Origin of the sequence: Paenibacillus sp. FSL M8-0142 (assembly GCF_038597315.1) — a bacterium.
In the GTDB taxonomy this organism is placed as follows: domain Bacteria; phylum Bacillota; class Bacilli; order Paenibacillales; family Paenibacillaceae; genus Paenibacillus_AQ; species Paenibacillus_AQ lactis.
In genome coordinates this window covers 5,399,135-5,420,699 of record NZ_CP152008.1, presented here as the reverse complement: position 1 = coordinate 5,420,699, position 21,565 = coordinate 5,399,135, and the positions used below count along the sequence as shown (strand labels likewise).

Annotated in this window: 16 protein-coding genes and 1 riboswitch; all 16 genes read left to right on the top strand. The window is 52.6% G+C overall.

Annotation, left to right across the window (positions count from 1 at the left end):
* Positions 1-261 precede the first annotated feature (261 nt).
* Positions 262-795, top strand: coding sequence for an RNA polymerase sigma factor (locus NSQ46_RS24710; protein ID WP_028405431.1), 534 nt, complete (start codon positions 262-264; stop codon positions 793-795).
* A complete protein-coding gene (locus NSQ46_RS24705; protein ID WP_342575092.1) occupies positions 755-2,158 on the top strand; it encodes a DUF4179 domain-containing protein in 1,404 nt (467 codons plus the stop codon). Before NSQ46_RS24710 ends, NSQ46_RS24705 begins: the two co-directional genes overlap by 41 nt.
* Positions 2,159-2,321: 163 nt before the next feature.
* A riboswitch (TPP riboswitch) is annotated at positions 2,322-2,425 on the top strand.
* 399 nt (positions 2,426-2,824) lie between these two features.
* Positions 2,825-3,529, top strand: a complete 705-nt coding sequence (gene tenA / locus NSQ46_RS24700) for a thiaminase II (RefSeq protein ID WP_144878187.1) — start codon at positions 2,825-2,827, stop codon at positions 3,527-3,529.
* A 138-nt stretch (positions 3,530-3,667) separates the two neighbouring features.
* Positions 3,668-4,528 (top strand): hydroxyethylthiazole kinase, encoded by an 861-nt coding sequence (gene thiM / locus NSQ46_RS24695; protein WP_342575091.1) that lies wholly within the window; start codon positions 3,668-3,670, stop codon positions 4,526-4,528.
* Complete coding sequence (gene thiD, locus NSQ46_RS24690; protein ID WP_210095379.1) at positions 4,525-5,358, top strand: bifunctional hydroxymethylpyrimidine kinase/phosphomethylpyrimidine kinase; 834 nt, start codon at positions 4,525-4,527, stop codon at positions 5,356-5,358. The genes thiM and thiD overlap by 4 nt, the downstream gene beginning before the upstream one ends.
* The gene (thiE, locus tag NSQ46_RS24685) at positions 5,355-6,029 is read left to right on the top strand and encodes a thiamine phosphate synthase (RefSeq protein ID WP_342575090.1); all 675 of its coding nucleotides are present in this window, start codon (positions 5,355-5,357) and stop codon (positions 6,027-6,029) included. The genes thiD and thiE overlap by 4 nt, the downstream gene beginning before the upstream one ends.
* 228 nt (positions 6,030-6,257) lie before the next feature.
* Positions 6,258-8,210 carry a BglG family transcription antiterminator gene (locus tag NSQ46_RS24680; RefSeq protein WP_342575088.1) on the top strand — a complete coding sequence of 651 codons (1,953 nt, stop codon included), beginning with the start codon at positions 6,258-6,260 and terminating at the stop codon, positions 8,208-8,210.
* Positions 8,211-8,454: 244 nt separating this feature from the next.
* Positions 8,455-10,464, top strand: coding sequence for a PTS fructose transporter subunit IIABC (locus tag NSQ46_RS24675; RefSeq protein WP_341341562.1), 2,010 nt, complete (start codon positions 8,455-8,457; stop codon positions 10,462-10,464).
* Positions 10,465-10,644: 180 nt separating this feature from the next.
* Positions 10,645-11,286, top strand: a complete 642-nt coding sequence (locus NSQ46_RS24670) for a TetR/AcrR family transcriptional regulator (RefSeq protein WP_341341563.1) — start codon at positions 10,645-10,647, stop codon at positions 11,284-11,286.
* Between the two features lie 14 nt (positions 11,287-11,300).
* Positions 11,301-11,471, top strand: coding sequence for a hypothetical protein (locus tag NSQ46_RS24665; protein WP_167392965.1), 171 nt, complete (start codon positions 11,301-11,303; stop codon positions 11,469-11,471).
* A 226-nt stretch (positions 11,472-11,697) separates the two neighbouring features.
* The gene (locus NSQ46_RS24660; protein WP_342575086.1) at positions 11,698-14,148 is read left to right on the top strand and encodes a helix-turn-helix domain-containing protein; all 2,451 of its coding nucleotides are present in this window, start codon (positions 11,698-11,700) and stop codon (positions 14,146-14,148) included.
* A 159-nt stretch (positions 14,149-14,307) separates the two neighbouring features.
* Positions 14,308-15,891 carry an extracellular solute-binding protein gene (locus tag NSQ46_RS24655; RefSeq protein ID WP_342575085.1) on the top strand — a complete coding sequence of 528 codons (1,584 nt, stop codon included), beginning with the start codon at positions 14,308-14,310 and terminating at the stop codon, positions 15,889-15,891.
* Positions 15,892-15,912: 21 nt separating this feature from the next.
* A complete protein-coding gene (locus tag NSQ46_RS24650) occupies positions 15,913-16,869 on the top strand; it encodes an ABC transporter permease subunit (RefSeq protein ID WP_342575084.1) in 957 nt (318 codons plus the stop codon).
* 11 nt (positions 16,870-16,880) lie between these two features.
* Complete coding sequence (locus NSQ46_RS24645; RefSeq protein WP_342575083.1) at positions 16,881-17,765, top strand: carbohydrate ABC transporter permease; 885 nt, start codon at positions 16,881-16,883, stop codon at positions 17,763-17,765.
* Positions 17,766-17,777: 12 nt separating this feature from the next.
* Positions 17,778-20,522, top strand: a complete 2,745-nt coding sequence (locus tag NSQ46_RS24640; RefSeq protein WP_342575082.1) for an exo-alpha-sialidase — start codon at positions 17,778-17,780, stop codon at positions 20,520-20,522.
* A complete protein-coding gene (locus tag NSQ46_RS24635; RefSeq protein ID WP_342575081.1) occupies positions 20,522-21,562 on the top strand; it encodes a sialidase family protein in 1,041 nt (346 codons plus the stop codon). The genes NSQ46_RS24640 and NSQ46_RS24635 overlap by 1 nt, the downstream gene beginning before the upstream one ends.
* Positions 21,563-21,565 lie beyond the last annotated feature (3 nt).

The following is a 21,565-nucleotide window of genomic DNA, read 5'->3' as shown; positions in this document are numbered from 1 at the left end:
TTTGTCCAGTGTTTTCGCATTCGTCAAACACTAAGCATTGCCACCGGGTAACAATTGGACGGTTCGATGGTGTGAAAAGGAATATCTCGCCATTTTTCCTGACTTTTTTCCGCAACTTGAACCGACGTATGATCCAGATTCTATTCTTTCAAAAATATGCCCTGTAGTTAATTAGACTAGCGCAAGCCCCTGCTTTTCTGAGCGCTTTGGGAACCGACAGCGGTTGATCTGCATATTACCTGTGAAAGGAGCGTGAGATTCGTGGAGCAGGAAGAAAGACTAAGGGACTGGATGGAGAAGTATACGAACCGATTGTACAGGCTTGCGTATACCTTGACTCACAGCAAGGCCGAAGCCGATGACCGCGTCCAGGACGGATTCATCAAAGCATATTATGCGATGGGGACGTTTGATCAGCTGCGAGATCCTTTTCCTTGGCTGGCGAAGATCGTCATAAACGAGTGCAAAATGGCAAAGCGACGAAGTTTTCGCGAGATCGTAACCAATCTTCTTCCCGAAAGATTGTCCGTTAGTACGGAGGAGACCGTTCTGCGTTTGGCAACGAGCAACGAGATGTATGAAGTGATTTTACGATTGCCGCTGATTATGCGCATTCCCATCGTCCTTCACTATTTTGAAGAGCTGAGCGTCCAGCAAATCGCAGACATTACCGGCGTGCCGACAGGAACGGTGAAATCTAGACTGGCACGAGGAAGAGCAAAACTTAACCGATCGCTAAAGGAGGCAGGAGTTCATGATCGACCAACAGATTCAGAATGCGAAACGATCCTATGAATCAATGGAGACCGATGTAGACCGTTTGATGGAGCGTGTGCGGTACAGTGTTAGCAGCGAGGATTGTACAGGCATGCTTCATAATAACCGCTCACAGCGGATTATCCGCCGCTTGTCGCTAACCGCAGTCGGAACCCTTGTGGCCTGTGCAGTGATACTCGGCAGCGGCTTCGTCTCCCCTATTATGGCATCCGTACTACAAGAAATACCGTTCGTAGGTTCTGTTTTCCAGCGTCAGGAGCTGCACCAGTACGTTCGCGAAACAGCCTTGAAAACAGCTTCTGAAAATGGAATGACGGCGCAAGTCTTGCAAGCTGTGAGCGACAACGGGATTACGCTGCAAATTCAAGAGGTGATGTATGACGGTGATCGTCTCTCCATCGGTTATATACAACAGGTTGAGGATGGATTCTCCGGTAGGCATGGTTTCATAGACGGAATCAAATTCAAAATTGACGGCAAGCCATACGCAGACCGTGTCGGTGGCAGCGGTCCTCTACCTATTGATAGCCAAACAGGAATTGGACAAATCAGCTTGCTGCCATTCAAACAGAAGTTACCGGATGAATTCGAACTAACGATCGAGGTAGCAAACGTGGACGGAGTTAAAGGTCATTGGGATTTTTCAATTCCCATTAAAAAGACCGTTTCCGGAACGAAATCATGGATGCCGATGAGGAGTGCAACGGATGGAGAAACCACCCTGCTGATTAAGAAAATAGGCTTTAAATCCGGTACGGGTACGATGGACGTGGAGCTAGTATACAGGCGGCCGGCAGCTAAAGCGCAAGATCCCATGTATGATATCCTAGCTATTACTGATACTGGAATGGAGTTCAAACCTTATGAGATGGATGGAGATGGCTACGTCGAAGACGGTACACATGTTCAGTTAGGAACCTTTCGATTTGAATTACCTCTTGTTACGCCGAAGTCCATTACGTTCCGTCCGTATTTGCGCGGGGATGTGCCGGTATATGGAATTAGAGTGCCGATGAAGCATGAACCGTCGACCGATCATCCTCTAATTATTCCTCAAGGGGAATTAGGCCGCCTCTTAGTGACGAAAGTGGAACGCTTAAAAGATAAGACGATCGTACATTACCGGAAAGAAGTCACTGACCCCCTTCAGCAAACCGAGTTGATCCTCGAGGATTTGGAAGGCAAGTACAATTTTTACCCATGGGACATGTACATCATTCCTTCCGAGGAAACGAAGACGAGGTTAATTGATGCCAAAAATAATGCTTACGTAACCGAATTCCCGGCCTTAAATTCGGATCAACAGCCAGTCTTTGTCACCCATGAATACAAAAAACCTATTTTCCTGAAAGAGCTCGAAATGACAATACCGCTTCAATAAGGTAAGCATCGGTCAATTGATGGCATTTGCGAATGAAAGCATGAACGGTCACCTTTTTCTGGAATAAGGGGGTTAGGGGGTTATATCTACCGAGTATTGTAGCAAACACGGAAACGTTTGACACCACCGCTAAACCTATGTACAGTAATAGTCAATAGAATAGGAAGTCCACTAGGGGAGCCGTCAGCGGCTGAGACAAGAGCGTATCTTGGACCCTTTGAACCTGATCTAGTTCGTACTAGCGTAGGAAAGTGGAGCCTTCACGGATAGAGTCCTTTTTGCTCCTGCTTCTGCCGGGCAAGAGGACTATTGCTGAAGCCGCTCCGTTTTTCGGGGCGGCTTTGTTTGTCATGCTCCGAAGAACGTAAATTTTCTGCATATTCGTTGCCCAGCACGATAGCGCACGAGTACGAGCTAGCAGCATGCAAGGTTGCCATATGCCGTGTACATAAAGGGATGCCGGATATGCTCATGTAGCCGGGTACAACGGCTGCCGGATCCCGGATGCAGCCGTTACCATTATGAAAAGGATGCACGGTATGCGTAGGTTTGTGGGACATGTAACGGATGCTTGGCTGCCAATGCCAGGATTGCCCGGATTCCGGGATTGCCGGGTCGCTAGGAGGACTTCCTGCTCTTCATTTCAAGATGGAGGTGGGGGAAACCATGACGTTTACCCAAGAGCTTCGCCAGCAGGCGGACGGAATTTTTGAGGCGATCGTAAACCATCCCTTCGTGCGGGGAATTGCCGCCGGGAAGCTGGACAGCGAACAGCTGATTCACTATGTGAAGCAGGACTTCGAGTATTTGAATGCCTACATTCGCATTTATGGCGTCGCCATATCCAAGTGCACGAGCCGGGAGGATATGGCGGCGTTCAACGAACAGATTGCGTTTATCCTCAACAGCGAGGTGCATCCGCATCAAAATTTCTGCTCGGTCGCGGGAGTGAACTATGAGCAGCTCCAGGGCTACCCTCTTGCACCGTCTGCGCACCACTATATCCGTCACATGCTGACCGTTGCGCATGAGGGAACCCTCGGCGAAATTATGGCGGTCCTGCTTCCTTGTCCGTGGACGTATTATGAGATCGGCCGCAGACTGCTGGATGAAGTTAAGCCGGATCGCACCCATCCGTTCCATGAATGGATTCATTTTTACGGGAATCGCGGAGAGGATGCGGCAGGGAAGTTCCTTGGCCGTGTGGATGCGTGGGCGGAAGGAGCGACGATGAAGGAGCGCGAGCGGATGCGCGAGCATTTCATGCTGAGCTGCCAGCTGGAGTATATGTTCTGGGACATGGCTTACAAGCAGGAGGAATGGCCCGTGCCGTTCCAGCCGTTGGTCGATGCCACGGGGTATGGGCGCTGAGCATTTGAGTTATGGGACAGACAGGGGTAACGAAAGGTCATGCATTTTGAGAATGAATCAGAATTCGGGTTGAGATGAGATTATGGGTTTCATATGTCGTATGTCATATGCCAAAAACCAAGAAAAGAATGGGAAAGGATGATGGCAATGAGCGGAAATACATGGGATTCGGAGCTTGCGGGGCTTTTAACGAAGGTGCAGCAGCAGAAGCCTCTTGTCCATAACATGACCAATGTGGTGGTTACGAATTTTACGGCCAACGGCTTATACGCGCTGGGCGCGTCGCCGGTAATGGCATATTCCCCCGACGAGGTGGCGGATATGGTCCAAATTGCCGGAGCGCTCGTGCTCAACATCGGCACGCTGTCCCGCGAACAAGTGGATGCGATGATCCTTGCCGGGCAATCCGCCAATACGCATGGCGTCCCGGTCCTCCTCGATCCGGTAGGAGCGGGGGCAACGCCGTTTCGGACCGCTTCTGCGCTGCGGATCCTGCGTGAAGTGAAGGTTTCCCTGGTGCGGGGCAATGCGGCCGAGGTTGCCAATCTGATCGGCGAAGTCCGGGTGATCAAGGGGGTCGATGCAGACGACTCTGCGTCCGGCGGGAACTTAGAGCTGGCCCTGCGGGCTGCACAGCGGCTAAATACGGTGGTGGCTATCACTGGAGAGGAGGACGTGATTAGCGACGGTGCTTCGGCGCGAATCATTCGCGGCGGGCATGCGATGCTGACGAAAGTAACCGGGGCGGGCTGCCTGCTCACGTCCGTGCTCGGGGCCTTCGCCGCTGTGGAGCCGGATTTGCTGCTGGCGGGGACGGCTGGCCTTGCCTTCTATGGGGCAGCAGCCGCCCGCGCGGCCGAGCAAACGGCCGGACTCGGGCCGGGCAGCTTCCAGATCGCCTTCCTGGATGAGCTTGCAAAGCTCCACTCCGGTTCGCTCGAAGGGCACGCATCGGTCCGCGAAGCGGACATCCTGACGGAAGGGAGCATGTCCCGATGACAGACGCGCGGATTCCGAGAGCACTGACGATTGCCGGCTCCGACAGCGGGGGCGGCGCAGGCATTCAAGCGGATCTGAAGACGTTCCAGGAGCTGGGCGTATTCGGCATGTCGGCATTGACTGCAGTAACGGTGCAGAATACATTGGGCGTCCATGGCGTCTATCCGCTCCCGCCGGAAGCGGCGGCGGAGCAGATCGAGGCGGTGGGCGGCGATATCGGCGTGGACGCCTTAAAGACCGGGATGCTGTTTCATGCGGATGTTATCCGCCTGGTCAGCGCTAAGATCCGGTCGTTTGGCTGGGAGAACGTCGTTGTCGATCCCGTGATGATCGCCAAGGGCGGTGCGGAGCTGCTGCGTACTGAAGCGGTTGATGCACTAAAGCGGGAGCTGCTTCCCTTGGCGATGGTGGTGACGCCTAATATTCCGGAGGCGGAGGTGCTGGCGGGAATGGGAATCCGCACGAGGCATGACTGCCGGGAAGCGGCTCGCCGCATCGGCGGGCTCGGTCCGCGGATCGTCATCATCAAGGGCGGTCATGGCAGCTTCGAGGAGGATGGAGATCAGGTGGTGGATCTGGTATATGACGGCACCGGCTTTACGGAACTCAGCGCCAAGCGCGTGAACACCGTTCATACGCATGGGACCGGCTGTACGTTCTCTGCAGCCATTACGGCAGGTCTGGCCCAGGGCTTGAGCGCCTTCGATGCGATTCAGAGCGGGCGTTTATTCATTCAAGCGGCCATTGAGGACGGATTAAACTTGGGGCAGGGACAGGGCCCGACCAATCATTGGGCATACAATCGCCGCCGTCAGGAGGTGCTGCAATGACAGGCAGAGTGGCACCTGAGATGATGAGGCGGCATCTGCGGATGTACCTCGTGCTCGGCAGCGTGAACTGCATCGTCGAGCCTAGCTTGGTCGTGCAGGAGGCGTTGGCTGGAGGCGCAACCATGGTCCAATTTCGTGAGAAGGGACTTGGAGCCCTCAACGGGGAGCCGATGCTCCGGCTGGCTCGCCGGATCCAGGAGCAGTGCCGGCAAGCACGCGTACCCTTCATCGTCAATGACGATGTAGAGCTGGCACTGAAGCTGGACGCCGACGGCGTGCATATCGGCCAGGACGACGAATCTGCGGCTTCGGTACGTGAACGGATCGGCAACCGGATGCTGGGCGTCTCGGCGCATACGGTGGAGGAAGCCCGGCGCGCGATCCTCCATGGTGCCGATTATCTTGGCATCGGACCGATCTATCCGACCCGCTCAAAGGATGATGCCAAGGCTGCGCAAGGCCCGGCAATTCTCCGTGAGCTGCGCGAAGCTGGAATCCGATTGCCGATCGTTGGCATTGGCGGGATTACCGTGGAGCGCGTGGAGGAAGTGATTGGAGCGGGTGCGGATGGCGTCGCGGTGATATCCGCCGTGACGGGAGCGGCGTCGGCGCAGGAGGCTGTGGAGGCTTTTATGGGAAAGATACGCCGAGGAGCCGAAGGGATTTCTTAAGTTGTACGAGGATTATAAGCGGATCAAGAACAAGGGTGCCGACTTTTGAGGCATCCTTGTTTGGTTTACCGCTCGCTCCGTTTTCCTGTCAACAAGCCCTTTTATAGCTCCCTTCCCGTGTAACGTCCCCGTTCAGATTGCCATAGCGACCCGGATATGATATACGTAGGACGATGTACCTGCTCTACGAAGCGTGAGCTCTCCCAATAAGCTGAATAGGAGACCGGAATGAATAACAGGCAAAAAGAGATTTTTCGCAACTTGTTAATGGAAACGAACCGCCAATGGCTCGTTCAGGATCTCGCGGATCAGACCGAGTGCTCGGAGAAGACGATCCGTAACGATCTGAAGGTGATTGAAGAATATATCGTTAAGCACTCCAGTGGCCGTCTGGTGAAAAGGCCGGGACTTGGCGTCTATCTGGAGATTGGAGAAGCGGATCGGGCTGATTTGTTCCACCGTTTGTATTCCAACGAGCGTACCGGCGAGGATGAATCCGATGAGGGAAGGGTGCTGCACCTGGCATATCGGCTCTTGATGAACGCGAAGCCCGTAACCCTGCAGAACCTGGCTTCGCCGTTTTACGTGAACAAGGCGATTATCCGACGGGATATGGACAAGATTGCGGACTGGCTGCGAAGCTTTGATCTGAGTTTAGTGACGAAGCAGCGCGTAGGCTTCATGATTGAGGGTACGGAGAAGAACAAACGGATGGCGCTGGCGCGGCTGAACCAATTGATCAACCGTCCGGAGTTGACGGGACAGATGATGCGTAACCAGTTTGAACCGCACGAGATTGCAGCCGTGTCCCATGAGTTGAAGGCGCTGCAAAAGCAGCATCAGCTCCGCTTCACCGATGAAACCTTTGAAAGCCTGATGCTGCATATTCTGCTCATGGTCAAACGGACCAAGCTGGGTCAGCCGATTTCGCTCTCTGATCAGGACATGGCCTTTTTGGGAAACAAAACGGAATTTGCATGGGCGACGGACTTTTTGAAGCAGCTGCAAAAACTGTTTGCCGTCCCTTTCTCCAAGGAGGAAACCGCTTATCTAACCCTGCACCTGCTTGGCGGGAAGATCCGATACACGCAGGAGAATGAGGGCGTTGGACGAAGCGATCTGGCAGACAGCCACCCCCTCTTGCCCCGCCTGGTTGAGCAGCTGACCCAGCGGATGTCGGAGCTGAATATGCTTCCTTTCTCCAGGGACCCCGTATTGCTGAACGGGTTAAAATTGCATTTGTACACGACCATGAACCGTCTTCATTATGGTCTGCCTGTGTCCAACCCGATGCTGGCTGAGATCAAAAAGATGTACCCGTATATGTTCGATCGGGTCATTATGGCACTGGAAGAGGTAGGGGAAGCGTTCCAGCTGTATTTTCCCGAAGAGGAGGCCGCGTACTTGACGCTGCATTTTCAGGCGTCCGTGGAGCGGCTTCACCAGAATGAAAGTCACCCTCAAAAGGTCATTATCGTGTGTCATATGGGGGTAGGGATGTCCCAACTCCTTCTCGCGAAGGTGGAGCGGAGATTCCCGTCCGTGCATGTAGAGACAACGATGTCCAAAGCGGAAGTTGAGGATTATCTGGCAGCTCATGAGGTGGATCTTGTCATTACGACCGTTGATCTGCCCAAGCTAAAAATACCTCATATCCTCGTTTCCCCTCTGCTCGAGGACAGTGACGAGCGAAAGCTGGAGCAAGCGATCCGTCGGCTTGATGAGCCGGACGGCAGGGCGGCTGAGGAATCGGTTTTTTTGAAATATACGACACCTTTTCTCATCTTTCCTCAGCAGGAGCTAGAGCGTCCGGAACAGTTAATCTCCAAGTTTGCGCAGATGCTGGTGGACAAAGGGTATGTCCAGGCCGGGTATACGGAAAGTGTGCTGGAACGTGAGAAACTGTCTGCTACGACGATAGGAGGAGGCATTGCCATCCCTCATGGCGGCTCGGAGTGGGTTACACAGTCCTGCATCGTTGTCGTTACGTTGAAGCAGCCGATTACCTGGGGGACCGAGAAGGTAGAGCTTGTGTTCTTGCTTGCGATCCAGCATGATGAGCGAAAAGAGATGCGGCAGCTGTTCAAGGAATTGTCGCGCATCAGTGAGCAGCCGGCACTGGTCAGTGCGTTGTCTAAGGAAACGGATGCGATACGATTGCTGAATAGGTTAAAAGGGTAACATGAATGGTAGAAACGGTGATGATCAAGCAGGACGGTATACGTCCTGCTTTTTATATTTTTCAGGATGCTGCAAAGCGTTTGGAATAAGCATCGTGGCATAGCCCGCTTAGAGGGATATTTTGCTTACGAAATAAATCCGTTTTTTCCGAAAGTTCCGGTAATAAGTTCATCCGATAACAGCGCTTTCAGCGTGTACACTATAAATGTAAGCGGGAACATGACAGCGAAGGAGAATGACGAACATGAAAATACTAGCGATTACTTCATGTCCTAACGGAATTGCACATACGTATATGGCCGCTGAGAATCTGCAGAAGGCAGGCGCGAAGCTTGGCGTTGAGATGAAAGTGGAGACCCAAGGCTCCATTGGCGTGGAGAATCAATTCACGGAGCAGGATATCCGCGAAGCGGATGGCATTATTATCGCAGCGGATAAGACGGTGGTGAAGGACCGGTTTGTGGGTAAAAAACTGCTTGTCGTTGGGGTGCAGGATGGCATCCGTCGTCCGGAAGAACTGATTCAACGGGTGATGAAAGGGGATGTGCCCGTCTACCAGGCACAGTCCAAGTCGGCTGAAGCTCTGACGGGAGAGAACAAACCCAAACAAAATCCGATCTATCGCCACTTGATGAACGGTGTATCCTATATGGTGCCGTTTATCGTGATCGGCGGGCTGCTCATCGCAATCGCCCTGACGATGGGCGGCGTGAAAACGCCGGGTGGCCTGGTGATACCGGAAGATTCGATCTGGAAAACGATTGAAAGTATCGGCGCGGCTGCGTTTACCTTCATGGTTCCGATCCTTGCCGGATTTATCGCCATGAGTATTGCGGACAGGCCCGGTCTTGCACCAGGTATGGTCGGCGGGTTCATTGCTGCGAACGGCAGCTTTTATGGAAGTGAAGCAGGAGCTGGATTCATCGGGGGGATTATTGCCGGTTTCCTGGCGGGTTATGTTGCACTTGCTATTAAAAGGATCAAGGTTCCTCGGTCGCTGCAGCCGATTATGCCCATTATCGTTATCCCGGTACTGGCTTCGCTAGTTGTAGGGTTAATCTTCGTCTTTGTGATTGGCGCTCCGGTTGCGGATCTGTTTGAAGCGTTAACCGTCTGGCTTGCGGGAATGCAGGGTACTAGTTCGATTCTGCTCGCGCTTATTCTGGGAGCGATGATTTCTTTTGACATGGGTGGTCCCGTGAATAAGGTTGCGTTCCTGTTCGGCTCGGCCATGATCGGTGAAGGAAACTATGAAATTATGGGCCAAATTGCCGTTGCCATCTGTGTTCCTCCGATTGCCATGGGACTGGTGGCCATGATGAACAAAAGGAAGTTTACGCCTGCGGAACGTGAAGCTGGAAAAGCAACATTTACGATGGGATTGTTCGGTATTACCGAAGGAGCGATTCCATTCGCGGCGCAAGATCCTCTACGCGTCATTCCGAGTATTATGGTCGGTTCCATGACAGGTTCGGTGATTGCCATGCTGGGCAGTGTCGGTGACAGCGTAGCCCATGGCGGTCCGATTGTAGCCGTGCTCGGTGCCGTGGATCATGTGTTGATGTTCTTCATAGCGGTCATGGTCGGTGCAGCCGTGTCGGTTATCATGGTGAGCCTGCTCAAGAAAGATGTTGCAGCTGTGACTCCAGCAGTTGTTGGAGAAGGAAGAGCAGAAGCAGTAGAAAAGCCAGCCGGAGCCGAAGCGGCCCCAGCTGCAGCCGTGGCTGCGGATGCAACCGAAGCGGCTTCAGCCGAGAACAGTAACGGTACAACGATGGAAGCGTCTCCTATCCGCGTTGAGAAATTGACGGATATCGTAACACCGGATCTCATTAACCTGAATCTGGCCGGTACGACACAGGATGCTGTTATCGACGAAATGATCGCTGTATTGGAGCGGAATGGGGCGGTCAGAGCTGACGGTGATTTTAAACAGGCCATATTAGCCCGGGAACAAGAAAGCTCCACCGGCATCGGCATGAATATTGCGATTCCTCACGGTAAATCGGATGCTGTCCTGAAACCAAGCGTGGTCTTTGGTATTCAGCGGGATGGTGTCGACTGGAAGAGTCTCGACGGCAGCGAAGCCAAATTGATCTTTATGATTGCCGTGCCGCGCAATAGTAAACAAAATGCGCATTTGAAAGTGCTGCAGATGCTGTCCCGTAAGCTGATGGACGATGATTTCAGAGAAGCGCTCTTGGCGGTGACATCGAAGGAAGAGGCCTATCGATTGCTCGATCAGGTGCAATAATTCAAGATGCTAAAATGACTTTACCTGGCCATTGGTTGGGTGGGCAGCAGCAGCCCAAGGAGCTTGGTTTAAGCAAAAAGATAATGGCTGTCGTTAGACAGCGATGAAAGGGCCGGCCATCGGTAAAAGATGGGCCGGTTCTTTATTGATTAATTAGTACGATCGTACTAAAATATAAACATGAGTACTAAAAATAAAGCAAATGACCCCAATGACTTGTCGTTTATCGAAAAAGCCCGCCGTGCTCAAATCGTCCAATGCGCGATCGGGACGATTGCCGAAGTCGGCTATGCCCAAGCTTCCATCGGGCAAATCGCCAAGCGCGCCAATGTTAGCAAAGGGGTGATTACCTATCATTTTGCCAGTAAGGATGATCTGCTGGAAGAAGTGGTGGCGGCTTACGCGATCTCGGCGGAGGCTTTTATCCGTCCAGTTGTGGCTAACGCAGCCACACCGAAAGAACGGCTTAGGAAGTATATGGAGGCGAATCTGGCGTTTATTGCGGAGCACCGGGAAATGGTATTTGCCGTCGTGGAAATCGCGGCAGGCATGCGAACGAAGGATGGAAAGCTTCGGTTCTCAGCGGATGCGGACGAGGGCATCTATCAGCCTATTGAGGAGATTCTATATGCGGGTGCGGAGGCTGGATGCTTCCGGACATTTACCCCGTTGTCGGCACGGGTCACGGCGTTAGCCATTCGCCATGCCATTGATGGATTCAGCCTTGAGCTGATGCGTACTCCGGATCTTAGCGTGAAGGAGTACACGGAGGAGCTGATCGGCATCTTTGAGCGGGCCGTAAGTAACGTAGATTACGAATGAGGAGGGGGCGGGGCATGCTGTTCTACGAGGTGGAATGCTTCTGCTGCAAGAAGAAATTCCGGCTTTACGAAGGAAGCGCGGGTTACGCTAATTTTAAGGAAAACAACCAACGCGGGAAGTATACCTGCGAGTCATGCAGCCATACGATCCGACTGGAGGCGATTTTTAACCTGCTGCGAAAATGATGAATACTAACGCAACCAAACATGCGGGATCGCTGAGAAAAGGAAAGGATCCATACTTGCCTCAAACGATCCCTCCCTATACCCCAACAACAAGCCTATAAGGTATAATCATTTTAAAAGTAATTGAAAGCGCTTTATTTAATTCCTGGAACGGCGGCTTGAACAGCACGATTCTCTACAGGTTCCGGCATGCAATATACAATATTTCGGACCAAGGGGGATAGGGATGATGCCTCAGCTGAGAATCTGGATCGACTCGATTGGAAGAATAAAAAGGCGTAAGTTCTTCTTAAAGTTAATCGTCACGACCGTGTTGATTACCGTGCTCCCAAGCTTGGTGTCCAATATCTTCGCTTATTACAGAGTATCTGACATTGTCGAGGAAGAGACGGGAAACAACAAGCTGCAGTATTTGAACCAAACGATCAACACGCTTGAGATTCTATTGAACCGGATTAAGGAAAATTCGAATTTGCTTGCGCTTAACCGTTCTTTTATCAGCTTCGAGAATTTCCCGAACGGGGCTTATTACGAGAGCCTACAAGGGGCGATCCCGAAGGAGGATTTGCCTGCTCTGTATGCTTATTTGGAGGCTAAGAAGAACACCTTCCTCACAATGAATTCATTTAAACTTTCGGATCAATTCGTGGATTCCGTATATTTTTACGACAGCAGCAAGAACCTGGTGATTACCTCGGACAATGACCGCTCGAACCGCCAGTTCCGCCGAGAGGACTTTTATGATCAAGGCTGGTATGAAGCCGTGCAAAACATGCAGATGAACCCCGTTTTCCTGGACACCCGGGTCGCCAAGCAATACCCTCAAGGCGAGAAAGAGCTCCTGTCCGTGATCTACAAGTCCAAGAAAGCCAACAATGCGATTATCGTTAACCTCGATGCATCCATGATTTATGCGGATATTATCAGCAAACTGAACGCGAATGACGACATGTATGTCGTGTCCTCCAGCGGAAATATCGTGTTCCGCAGCCAAGCTTCCGGTAAGGATGACTTTCCGCGAATCGGATTATCCGAAGCGCTCCAACATGCAGGCGGGGCGGGATCTTACTCCATTGAACTGGACGGCGGCAAGAAGCTGGTCAGCTACTCCTCCTCGAAACTGCTGGATTGGACGTTTGTCAACGTCTCCGATATGGGGGTATATACCCAGGGCACGATTGACATCAAACAGACGATAACTTATACAGCCGGCGCCTTAATCCTCTTTTCGCTGCTGCTGTCCTATTTTTCGTCCAGAAGCTTGTATAAGCCCATTTCCCGCTTGAATGCGCTGGCGAAAGGCAGGGAGGATGATATCCGGCCGGATCGTGGAAAGGGTAACGATCATCAGGATTTCAGGCACCGTAAAAGGAGCGTTCACGTTCCGGATCATACGCATAAGGGGGCGAATGATGAACTCAGCGTCATCGGCAGCTTTGTCAGTTCGACCATCGATGAGCGCAATTATTATAAAGAACGGCTGGAGGAAAGCCTGCCTTTCCAATTGGAACGGTTTAAACAATCATTGCTGCAGCGGCATGCCATGAGTCTTGAAGAGATTGAAGCGAAGAAGGATTATCTTGGGCTCGACATCAGCCTTCATGATCTGTCCGTATTCTTGCTGTCTATTGATGAGGAGCTGGCCTCGAATGGCGAGGATATGCTGGCTCAGGATCTGTGCAAGATCAAAATCATGGATGCCCTGCGGGACAGCAGGGTTTTGGGGCAGGAGACCGCATTTTTCGTGGTCAATGTGGAAAAGGACAAGGTCGCTGTTGTTTTTCATTTTCCCGGCAAGGGACGCCAGCCATTATTCCACCTGGCGCAGCAGCTGCTCGATGAAGTCAATGCCCGATTGGGAGCTCAATGCTCCCTCGGCGTTGGAAGCATCTGCAAGGGGATCGGCGAGCTGCCGCTTGCGTATGAAGAAGCGGCGGAGGCGCTGAAATATCGCATTCTGTATGGCAAAGGCTATGTTATATCCATGGACGATATCCGTGCCGACAACGGGCAGACCTTTATTTATCCAAGCCAGCTTGAGGAGAAGCTCAATAATTACATCCGGACCGCCTGCTTGGAGGAAGCACTCTCGACGTTCGGAGCCTTTGTGGCCGAGATCGAAGCCTGCAAGAATAAGCTGCATTACAACCAGATCCAGCCGATCTTCATTCAATTGCTTACATCAATCCGGCATTCTTTCAGCTCGTTCGGAACGGACATCGAGATTTTGTTCGGGGACGGAACAGATCCCTATCGGGAGCTGCTTGATCTGGAATCACTGGATCACATTGTCCTCTGGTTTCAATCGCTTATAACTCGTGGAATTGAATGCATCCGTCAAGAAATTCATGCCAGGGGCAATCAGCATATCGCCAAAATCATCGAGATCCTGGAGAACGAGTACGATAAAGATATTTCGCTCTCGTGGGTAGCCGAGCGGTTGAACCTCAATCCGGCTTATATCAGCAGATTGTTTAAGCAAAGCACCGGTCAGCCCTTCATTGATTATTTGAAGCAGGTTCGGGTCGATAACAGCAAGCGTCTGCTTGCGGAAGGCAGGCTTAAAATCAATGAGATCGGCAGACAGGTCGGATTCGGCAGCGCCCACTATTTTATTAAAGTGTTTAAGGAAATAACCGGACTCACCCCCGGCGAATACAAAAAAATATACTCTTAACCATGATCCCGGCTCCTTACTTCCGCAAAGGAGTACCGGGATTTTTAGCTTCCATAACAAATAATTGATAAGTAGAAATGTTGTTATAAATGTACGGCGTTTTTCATTTAAAGCGTTTACAATCCGTGATAAGGTGTCACCTGACAGAAGGTCCCGGCCATGTTGGAATCGTGGACCCGCAAAGTAGAAGGAGGGATTATGATGAAAAAATTCGCACAGACCACGCTGACGGCCATGCTCGTCCTGGCGATCGCGGCATGTGGCGGCGGAGGGAGCGGGGGCAATGGAACACCAACCGGATCCAAGGAAGCTGATGGAGGTTCCAGCAAGGGCTCCGGGGAAATGCCCAAAATTTATATTTACCAGAATACCGGGGCTTTGAATCAGAAGCCGGAAGGCAGCGTACCGGACGCGTTGGAGGAAATGAAACAGATGTATATGGAAGAGCTCGGCATTGAGCCGATCGCCATTGTGCCTCCGAAAGGCTCCGAGGGCGAAAAGCTGAACCTGCTGCTCGGGTCCAAGGATCAAGTGGATGTATTTCAGGGGGATTGGGATCAGTATGCTTCGAAGGGGGCCATCATTCCGCTGAACGATTTGCTGGAGGAGCACGGCCAGGATATTTTGAAGGCATGGCCGCAGGAAGCCTGGGATTATATGACCGATAAAGACGGGACGATCTGGGGGATTCCCCGCGGCTTGCCTTCCGTTCATTATCCGGTATGGATTCGCACAGACTGGCTGGAGAAGCTGGGCTTGGAAATGCCGAAAACGATCGATGAGCTCGAGGCGGTGATGAAGGCGTTCCAGGAGGGCGATCCTGACGGCAACGGCAAAGCGGATACCATTCCCATGATGACCGATATCAATGGAATCAATAATGCGCTCATGGGCGGCTTCGTTGAAGGCGGCAACAGCAACTGGCTCGACCCTGCCGATAACAAAATCAAGCCGGTCGAGCTGGCGCCGGGCTACCGGGATTTCTTGGCCAAGATGGCGGACTGGTATCAGAAGGGCTACATCTACAAGGAGGCTTTTGCCAAATTTGACCCGCTCGAGCTGCTGAAGACCAACCGGGTGGGCATGTCTTCCATGTGGTATTCAAGAATTACGCTGCTGTTCCCGCAGATCAAGCCAAACCTTCCGGAAGGCGCGGACTATGCGATTGCGAGAGATCTTACGGGTCCTGCCGGCAAGCTGATGACGGCGTCGCGCGGAAACACAACGGGCATGCTGGTCACGAAAAAGGCCAAAAATCCGGAGGCCGTAATCAAGTTTATCAATTATCAATACAAGGACTTGCCGACCAATACTCTGAATGCAGCCTTCGGCAGCAATTGGAAATATTTAGATGACCAAAAGTTCGAGATCGAGCTGCTTAGTCCGGAGCTTCGGTATGCCGGCGAATATATGCTCTCTTTGGGCCTTGCGACGGAGAACAAATACGCCTTCCGCGATCCGGTGAAGAAGATGCACGCCGATTATTTAAATCATGAAATTACGAATGTAAGCGCCGCCAAAATGCCGCTGGATGCGACCGTCGTCTATGACAAGGAGCGGCTGAAGCAGAATGTTCCCATGCTGGAGGACCTGGATCGTTTGCGGAGCGAGGAGCTCGTAAAGTTTGTGACCGGCGTAAGACCTTTGGGTGAATTTGATCAATACATTGAACAATTGAACAAGGCGGGGCTGCAGATGTGGATCGATGAATACACGAAGCAATATCACGAGCTGAAAAAATAAAAGCGGGAGGGCACGCCTATCATGGAGCTTAAAGCAGCGACGGTTCCCCCGCCGGAGTCCAAGAAAAAAAGCCGATGGCCTGCAGTGAAAAAGCATCGATTCTACTATTACTTAATCCTGCCCGGTCTATTATATTTTCTTATTTTTGATTACGTGCCCATGTTTGGCGTCATCATTTCGTTCAAAGACATCTCGCCGTTTGAAGGAGTACGCGGGATATTAACGGGCGAATGGGTAGGCTTCGATCATTTTGTCCGTTTCTTTCAATCCTATTATTTCTGGAATGTTCTCCGAAATACGTTCCTGATCAGCTTCTACAATCTGTTGTTCGGTTTTCCGGCTGCAATCGTATTGGCACTCTTGATGAATGAACTGAAGAACGGACTGTTCAAGCGGTTCGTTCAAACCGTCTCGTACTTACCGCACTTCATCTCGACCGTCGTGGTTGCAGGTCTCATCATGATGATGCTGTCCACGGACAATGGATTGCTTAATGCGATCATCGTGTTTTTCGGCGGAGAGCCGATTCTGTTCCTAGGGGAGCCCAAGTACTTCCGGTCCATCCTCGTTGTATCCCATGTGTGGCAGACCGTCGGATGGGGCACGATCTTGTATTTGGCAGCCATGGCTGGAATTGATCCGGGACTGTATGAAGCCGCAAAAATCGATGGTGCCAACCGGTTTCGCCAAGCATGGCATATCACGCTGCCAGGCATCTCGCATGTCATTGTCATTATGCTTATCCTGTCGATCGGGGGATTGCTGAATGCGGGGTTCGAAAAGGTGCTGCTGCTGTATTCGCCTGCGGTATACGAGGTGGCTGACATCATCGATACGTATGTGTATAGAGAAGGCCTGACATCGCTTAACTATTCATTCGCCACGGCTGTAGGTTTATTTAAAAATCTTCTGGCCATGACGCTCATCTTGGGCGCGAATTATTTCGCGAAACGCATGAACCAAACGGGAATCTGGTAAGGAGGGATACGGTGAGTGGAATAAAGCCGACGACAAGCGAACGAATTTTTGATGCTGCCAACATTGTTTTCCTAATCTTTTTGTCCCTCGTGTTCGTCATCCCGTTTCTGGCGGTGCTGTCGACGTCCTTCATCAGCGCAGAAGAATCCATGCGCCGGGGGGCATTCGTGCTGATTCCGGAAAGGCTCGACTTTACGGCCTATGACGTGCTTCTTAACCGGGGGAAGATCATTTTGAACGCTTATCAGGTTACGCTCTTCCGTGTAATCGTAGGCACGATTCTCAATCTGTTGTTCACGTCCATGCTGGCTTACGGCTTGGCGCGTCGTAGCTTGCCGGGCCGAAACGGGCTGGTGCTGTTCATCTTTCTGACCATGATCTTTCAAGGCGGCTTGATCCCTAATTATATGCTGATGGATACGCTGGGGCTTAAGGATACGCTTTGGGTGCTTATTTTTCCAAGCTTGGTCAGCGCGTGGAATTTGTTTATTCTTCGCAATTTCTTCATGGGACTGCCGGAGGAGCTGGAGGAGTCCGCCGTCATTGACGGGGCTACGCCTCAACTGATTCTGTTCAAAATCGTCATTCCTCTCTCCATGCCGGCTATGGCAACGATCGGCTTGTTCTATGCGGTTCATCATTGGAATGATTGGTTTGGGGCATCGATCTATATCAATGACATTAACAAGATGCCGATCCAGGTCATCATGCGCAATATTTTGCTAACGGGGATAACGCAAAACGAGGCACAGCTGGAATACGTGCAGAATCCCCCGCCGGCCGCCACTCTGAAGTCAGCGGTTATTATCATCAGCACGCTCCCCATCTTGTTTGTGTATCCGTTTCTGCAGAAGTACTTCGTTAAAGGGGTTATGGTCGGCTCCATTAAAGGTTAGGAGGGTTCGTTTATGATGAGGCCGCTTCGCAAGGCGTTTATTGGCTGGATGGTGTTTATTGTTATGGCTGCCTGCTTCCCTCATGGCCCCGTTAGCTTAAGTAAAGCTGTCGAAGCTGAGGCAGCGGCCGGTGGGGAAGCGCAGTTTCGCAATATCGATTTGTTCGTGGCAGGAACGGAAGGGTATCATACGTTTCGCATTCCGACCGTTTTGACGACCATGGACGGAACCTTGCTGGCGTTTGCCGAGGGGCGGAAAAATAGCGCCTCGGATACGGGGGACATCGACCTTGTGCTTAAGCGCAGCATGGACGGCGGCACAACATGGGGGCCGCTCCAAACGGTGTGCGACATGGGTACGGATACCTGTGGCAATCCAACTGCGGTACAAGATGAGAGCAATGGCCGCATATGGTTATTTATGAACCATAATTATGGCGACGACACGATTGAGGAGATCAACAATGGAACGAGCAGGGGCGTACGCACGATTTGGAGCGCATACAGCGACGATGACGGCGCTTCCTGGTCGGAACCGGTTAATCGGTTTGGGGAGGTGCAGCCGCCTGATATAAGGTGGGATGCAACAGGGCCTGCAATCGGCATTCAGCTTCGGCATGGACCTAACCAAGGGAGGCTGGTGATCCCGGCGATTGGCCGGAACATTCAGAGCGATGACCATGGCTTAACCTGGTATCAGAGCGGCTATATTCAGGCGGATACGAACGAGGCCACCGTGGTGGAATTGACGGACGGCACTTTGATGCGGAACGACCGCTTGTCCGCCAACAAAGAACTGAAACGGAGGGCAATCTCGACAAGCAGAGACCAAGGAGCGACTTGGTCACCTGTGCACTACGCGCCTGAACTGATTGATCCGGTTGTGCAAGCGAGCATTGTGCGTTATTTGCCAGCCGATAATGATCTTGGCAGCAAGCTGCTGATTTTCGCCAATCCGGCTAGCGAGAACGTCAGGGAAAAGATGACGGTCCGCCTAAGCCATGACGACGGAGCCACCTGGCCGGTAGCGAAAACGGTATACAGCGGGCATTCCGCCTACTCCTCGCTCACCGTACTGCCGGACGGAACGATAGGTCTGTTGTTTGAAGGCGGGGGCTATACGCCCTATGACAAAATCATGTTTGCAACATTCAATTTGGCTTGGTTCGAAACGGAGGATGCGCAGCTGGACGACCTGGTGTTCTCGGAAGGCTCGCTGTCCCCCGTGTTTAGGAGCGATATCGAGCATTACAGCCTTACATTGTATGAAGGAAGCGAAGCAGTGACGGTTACGCCGATCGCATCGAAAGCTGGAGTCGAAATCGAAATAGCGGGCGAGCCGGCAGCACCAGGAGTACCAAGAACGATCCGGCTGGGCGAGCTTGATGAGCTTCTCGTTACGGCCCGGCTTGGGAATCGCACGCGCAGCTATACGATTGAATTGGATAGGTCCAGACCGCGTCCGGAGCTGCTGCTCCACTGGAATTTCGAGCAGATAAGCGATGGCGCCGTGACGGATGTGACAGGCCGAGGACATACTGGCTTGTTGCAGAACGGCGCAGCGATCCGGCCGGGGACGGTCCGCTCCGATGGGCAGGGCCATGTTCTCCATTTGGATGCCATGCAGCGTTCGCACGTTGAGATCGCGAAGGCTGAGGATCTTCATTTTGGAACCGGCGATTTTACCTTTGCGGCATGGGTCAACCCGGAGACGCTTTCCCGGCAGCGGCATCTGTTGTTATGGTACGGAACGGCCGGCCGAGGTGTCCCGCAGTGGTGGATGTCGGTTGAACAGAACGGTGCAGTCCGGATGAATTTGAACGGGCTGCCGCTGAACAGGGAGATTGGCATAGCAACGCCATCAGGTCTAGTCAAGACCGGGGAATGGACGCATGTTGCCGGTGTCCGGCAGGGCGGCAATCTTCTGGTGTACGTTAACGGGGAATTGGCTGCGACATCGGCCCAATTTGACGGTGCCGCTATGAACGTGACGAACGAAGACGCTCCGCCGCTGGTCGGCCTTGATAAAGGCACAGTTGCCAATCGGGATTGGAACGGCAGTCTGGACGATTTAAGGATATATCGCCATGCGCTGGATCCCTCCGACATCAGAAAGCTGTATCAACTTCCGTTCGACGCAGCCGCACCGGTCACGGAGGCTGTCGTTACGCCGGATGAGCCGGACGGAATGAATGGATGGTATACGTCCGATGTGACGGTGGAGCTAACGGCAGCGGATCAAGACTCCAAGGTGACTCACACGGAATATCGGCTGAATGGCGGGGAATGGACGAATTATTCAGGAGCGGTCTCCGTTTCTGCGGAAGGAATCACCACGATGGAGTACCGGAGCCGGGACGGAGCCGGCAATGTGGAAGAGACTCAAACTCTAGTGCTTCCCATTGACAAGACGGAGCCAGAGCTTACGGCCACTCCGAATCTTGAGGTTCTCTGGCCGCCTAACCGCAAGTGGGTGCCGGTGGAGATAAGGCTTGACCCCAAGGATGAATCATCCGGAATCGATTCGATTGCATTGGTGTCTGTCACAACCGAAGGCACGCCGGACCCTCTTGAAGGAATTCGGGATGCGGACATCGGAACAGCGGATACGTCCTTTCAGCTGTTGGCCGCAAACCATCGGCGCGGAGAGAAGCGGGCGTATATCATTACCTATGAAGCAAGGGATAAGGCCGGGCACTCAACCACGAAGACAATAACCGTGGAAGTGGCGAGAACGGTTAAGGAGGGTGAACGTTAGTGGCGATTGAGAAGTTTGCGATCAGCAGAGACGAGGAATGGTATGAGGCATGGCCCGATGTAACGCTTACTGCAGCGGGCAAGCTGGTATGTGTATTCTCCCAATGCACGCATCACGGAGACAGGTCGGCAACGCGGCTGATGCTGACTGAAAGTACGGATAAAGGAAGAACCTGGAGTGACAAACAACCGTTCACGGCATGGACGAAAGGATTTCCCTACTGGAACTGCGCCCGGATTTCGAGACTGCGGGATGACCGGCTTGTTATCGTCGCAGATCTGATTAGGGAGAAGAAGGAGAACGGGGGACGGAATTATATATGGATTGGGGATGCCGAAGGGAACCGCTGGTCCGAGCCCATCGAGACGCCGGTTACCGGGATCGTGCCGGATAAGCTGTGCGAGCTTGCATCCGGACGGTGGCTGCTGTCCGCCCATGAGCGAAATGCGGAGACAGGCGTCAGCGAGCAGCGTCTATGGTACTCGGATAGCCAAGGCGAAGATTGGTACGGACCGGTTACTGTGGCCTCGCATCCGGATCTGAAGCTGTGCGAGGGGAGCATCCTTCCGCTCCCGGATGGAACCCTGGTTGCCTTCCTGCGGGAGAACTCCGGGCAGGGGCTCGATTGTTACAAATCGATTTCCTATGATCAGGGCGAGACTTGGAGCGGACCCTACCGCGTCCCCATCCCCGGGTGTCATCGTCCGGTTGCAGGGATGCTGCAGAGCGGAAACATTATGATCGCGTACCGTTTCATGCAAGGCGGCAAAGGCTGGCTCGGCACCTGGACGCAGAACTTCTTTGTCGCACTGACGGATCAGGAATCGGCAAAGACGGCCGAGCGGCGGGAGCAGTGGACGAGAATCATGCCCATCGATTATGACCGCAGCCCGGCAGCCGATCTCGGTTATTCGGGATGGGTGCAATTTGAAGATGGGGAAATCTATGTTGTCCAATATATTGCCGACGATGCGCCGAAAGCGCAAATTCGCGGGTACAGCTTTTATGAGGATGATTTTCTGTTAAGACCTAATCCATAAGGA

Bases quoted from the DNA above. Each gene is read 5' to 3' on its own strand.
- NSQ46_RS24680 (WP_342575088.1), top strand. From the start codon at position 6,258: ATGAATAACAGGCAAAAAGAGATTTTTCGCAACTTGTTAATGGAAACG.
- thiE (WP_342575090.1), top strand. From the start codon at position 5,355: ATGACAGGCAGAGTGGCACCTGAGATGATGAGGCGGCATCTGCGGATG.
- NSQ46_RS24705 (WP_342575092.1), top strand. From the start codon at position 755: ATGATCGACCAACAGATTCAGAATGCGAAACGATCCTATGAATCAATG.
- NSQ46_RS24675 (WP_341341562.1), top strand. From the start codon at position 8,455: ATGAAAATACTAGCGATTACTTCATGTCCTAACGGAATTGCACATACG.
- NSQ46_RS24650 (WP_342575084.1), top strand. From the start codon at position 15,913: ATGGAGCTTAAAGCAGCGACGGTTCCCCCGCCGGAGTCCAAGAAAAAA.
- NSQ46_RS24660 (WP_342575086.1), top strand. From the start codon at position 11,698: ATGATGCCTCAGCTGAGAATCTGGATCGACTCGATTGGAAGAATAAAA.
- thiM (WP_342575091.1), top strand. From the start codon at position 3,668: ATGATGGCAATGAGCGGAAATACATGGGATTCGGAGCTTGCGGGGCTT.
- NSQ46_RS24640 (WP_342575082.1), top strand. From the start codon at position 17,778: ATGATGAGGCCGCTTCGCAAGGCGTTTATTGGCTGGATGGTGTTTATT.
- NSQ46_RS24670 (WP_341341563.1), top strand. From the start codon at position 10,645: ATGAGTACTAAAAATAAAGCAAATGACCCCAATGACTTGTCGTTTATC.
- NSQ46_RS24655 (WP_342575085.1), top strand. From the start codon at position 14,308: ATGTTGGAATCGTGGACCCGCAAAGTAGAAGGAGGGATTATGATGAAA.
- thiD (WP_210095379.1), top strand. From the start codon at position 4,525: ATGACAGACGCGCGGATTCCGAGAGCACTGACGATTGCCGGCTCCGAC.
- NSQ46_RS24665 (WP_167392965.1), top strand. From the start codon at position 11,301: ATGCTGTTCTACGAGGTGGAATGCTTCTGCTGCAAGAAGAAATTCCGG.
- tenA (WP_144878187.1), top strand. From the start codon at position 2,825: ATGACGTTTACCCAAGAGCTTCGCCAGCAGGCGGACGGAATTTTTGAG.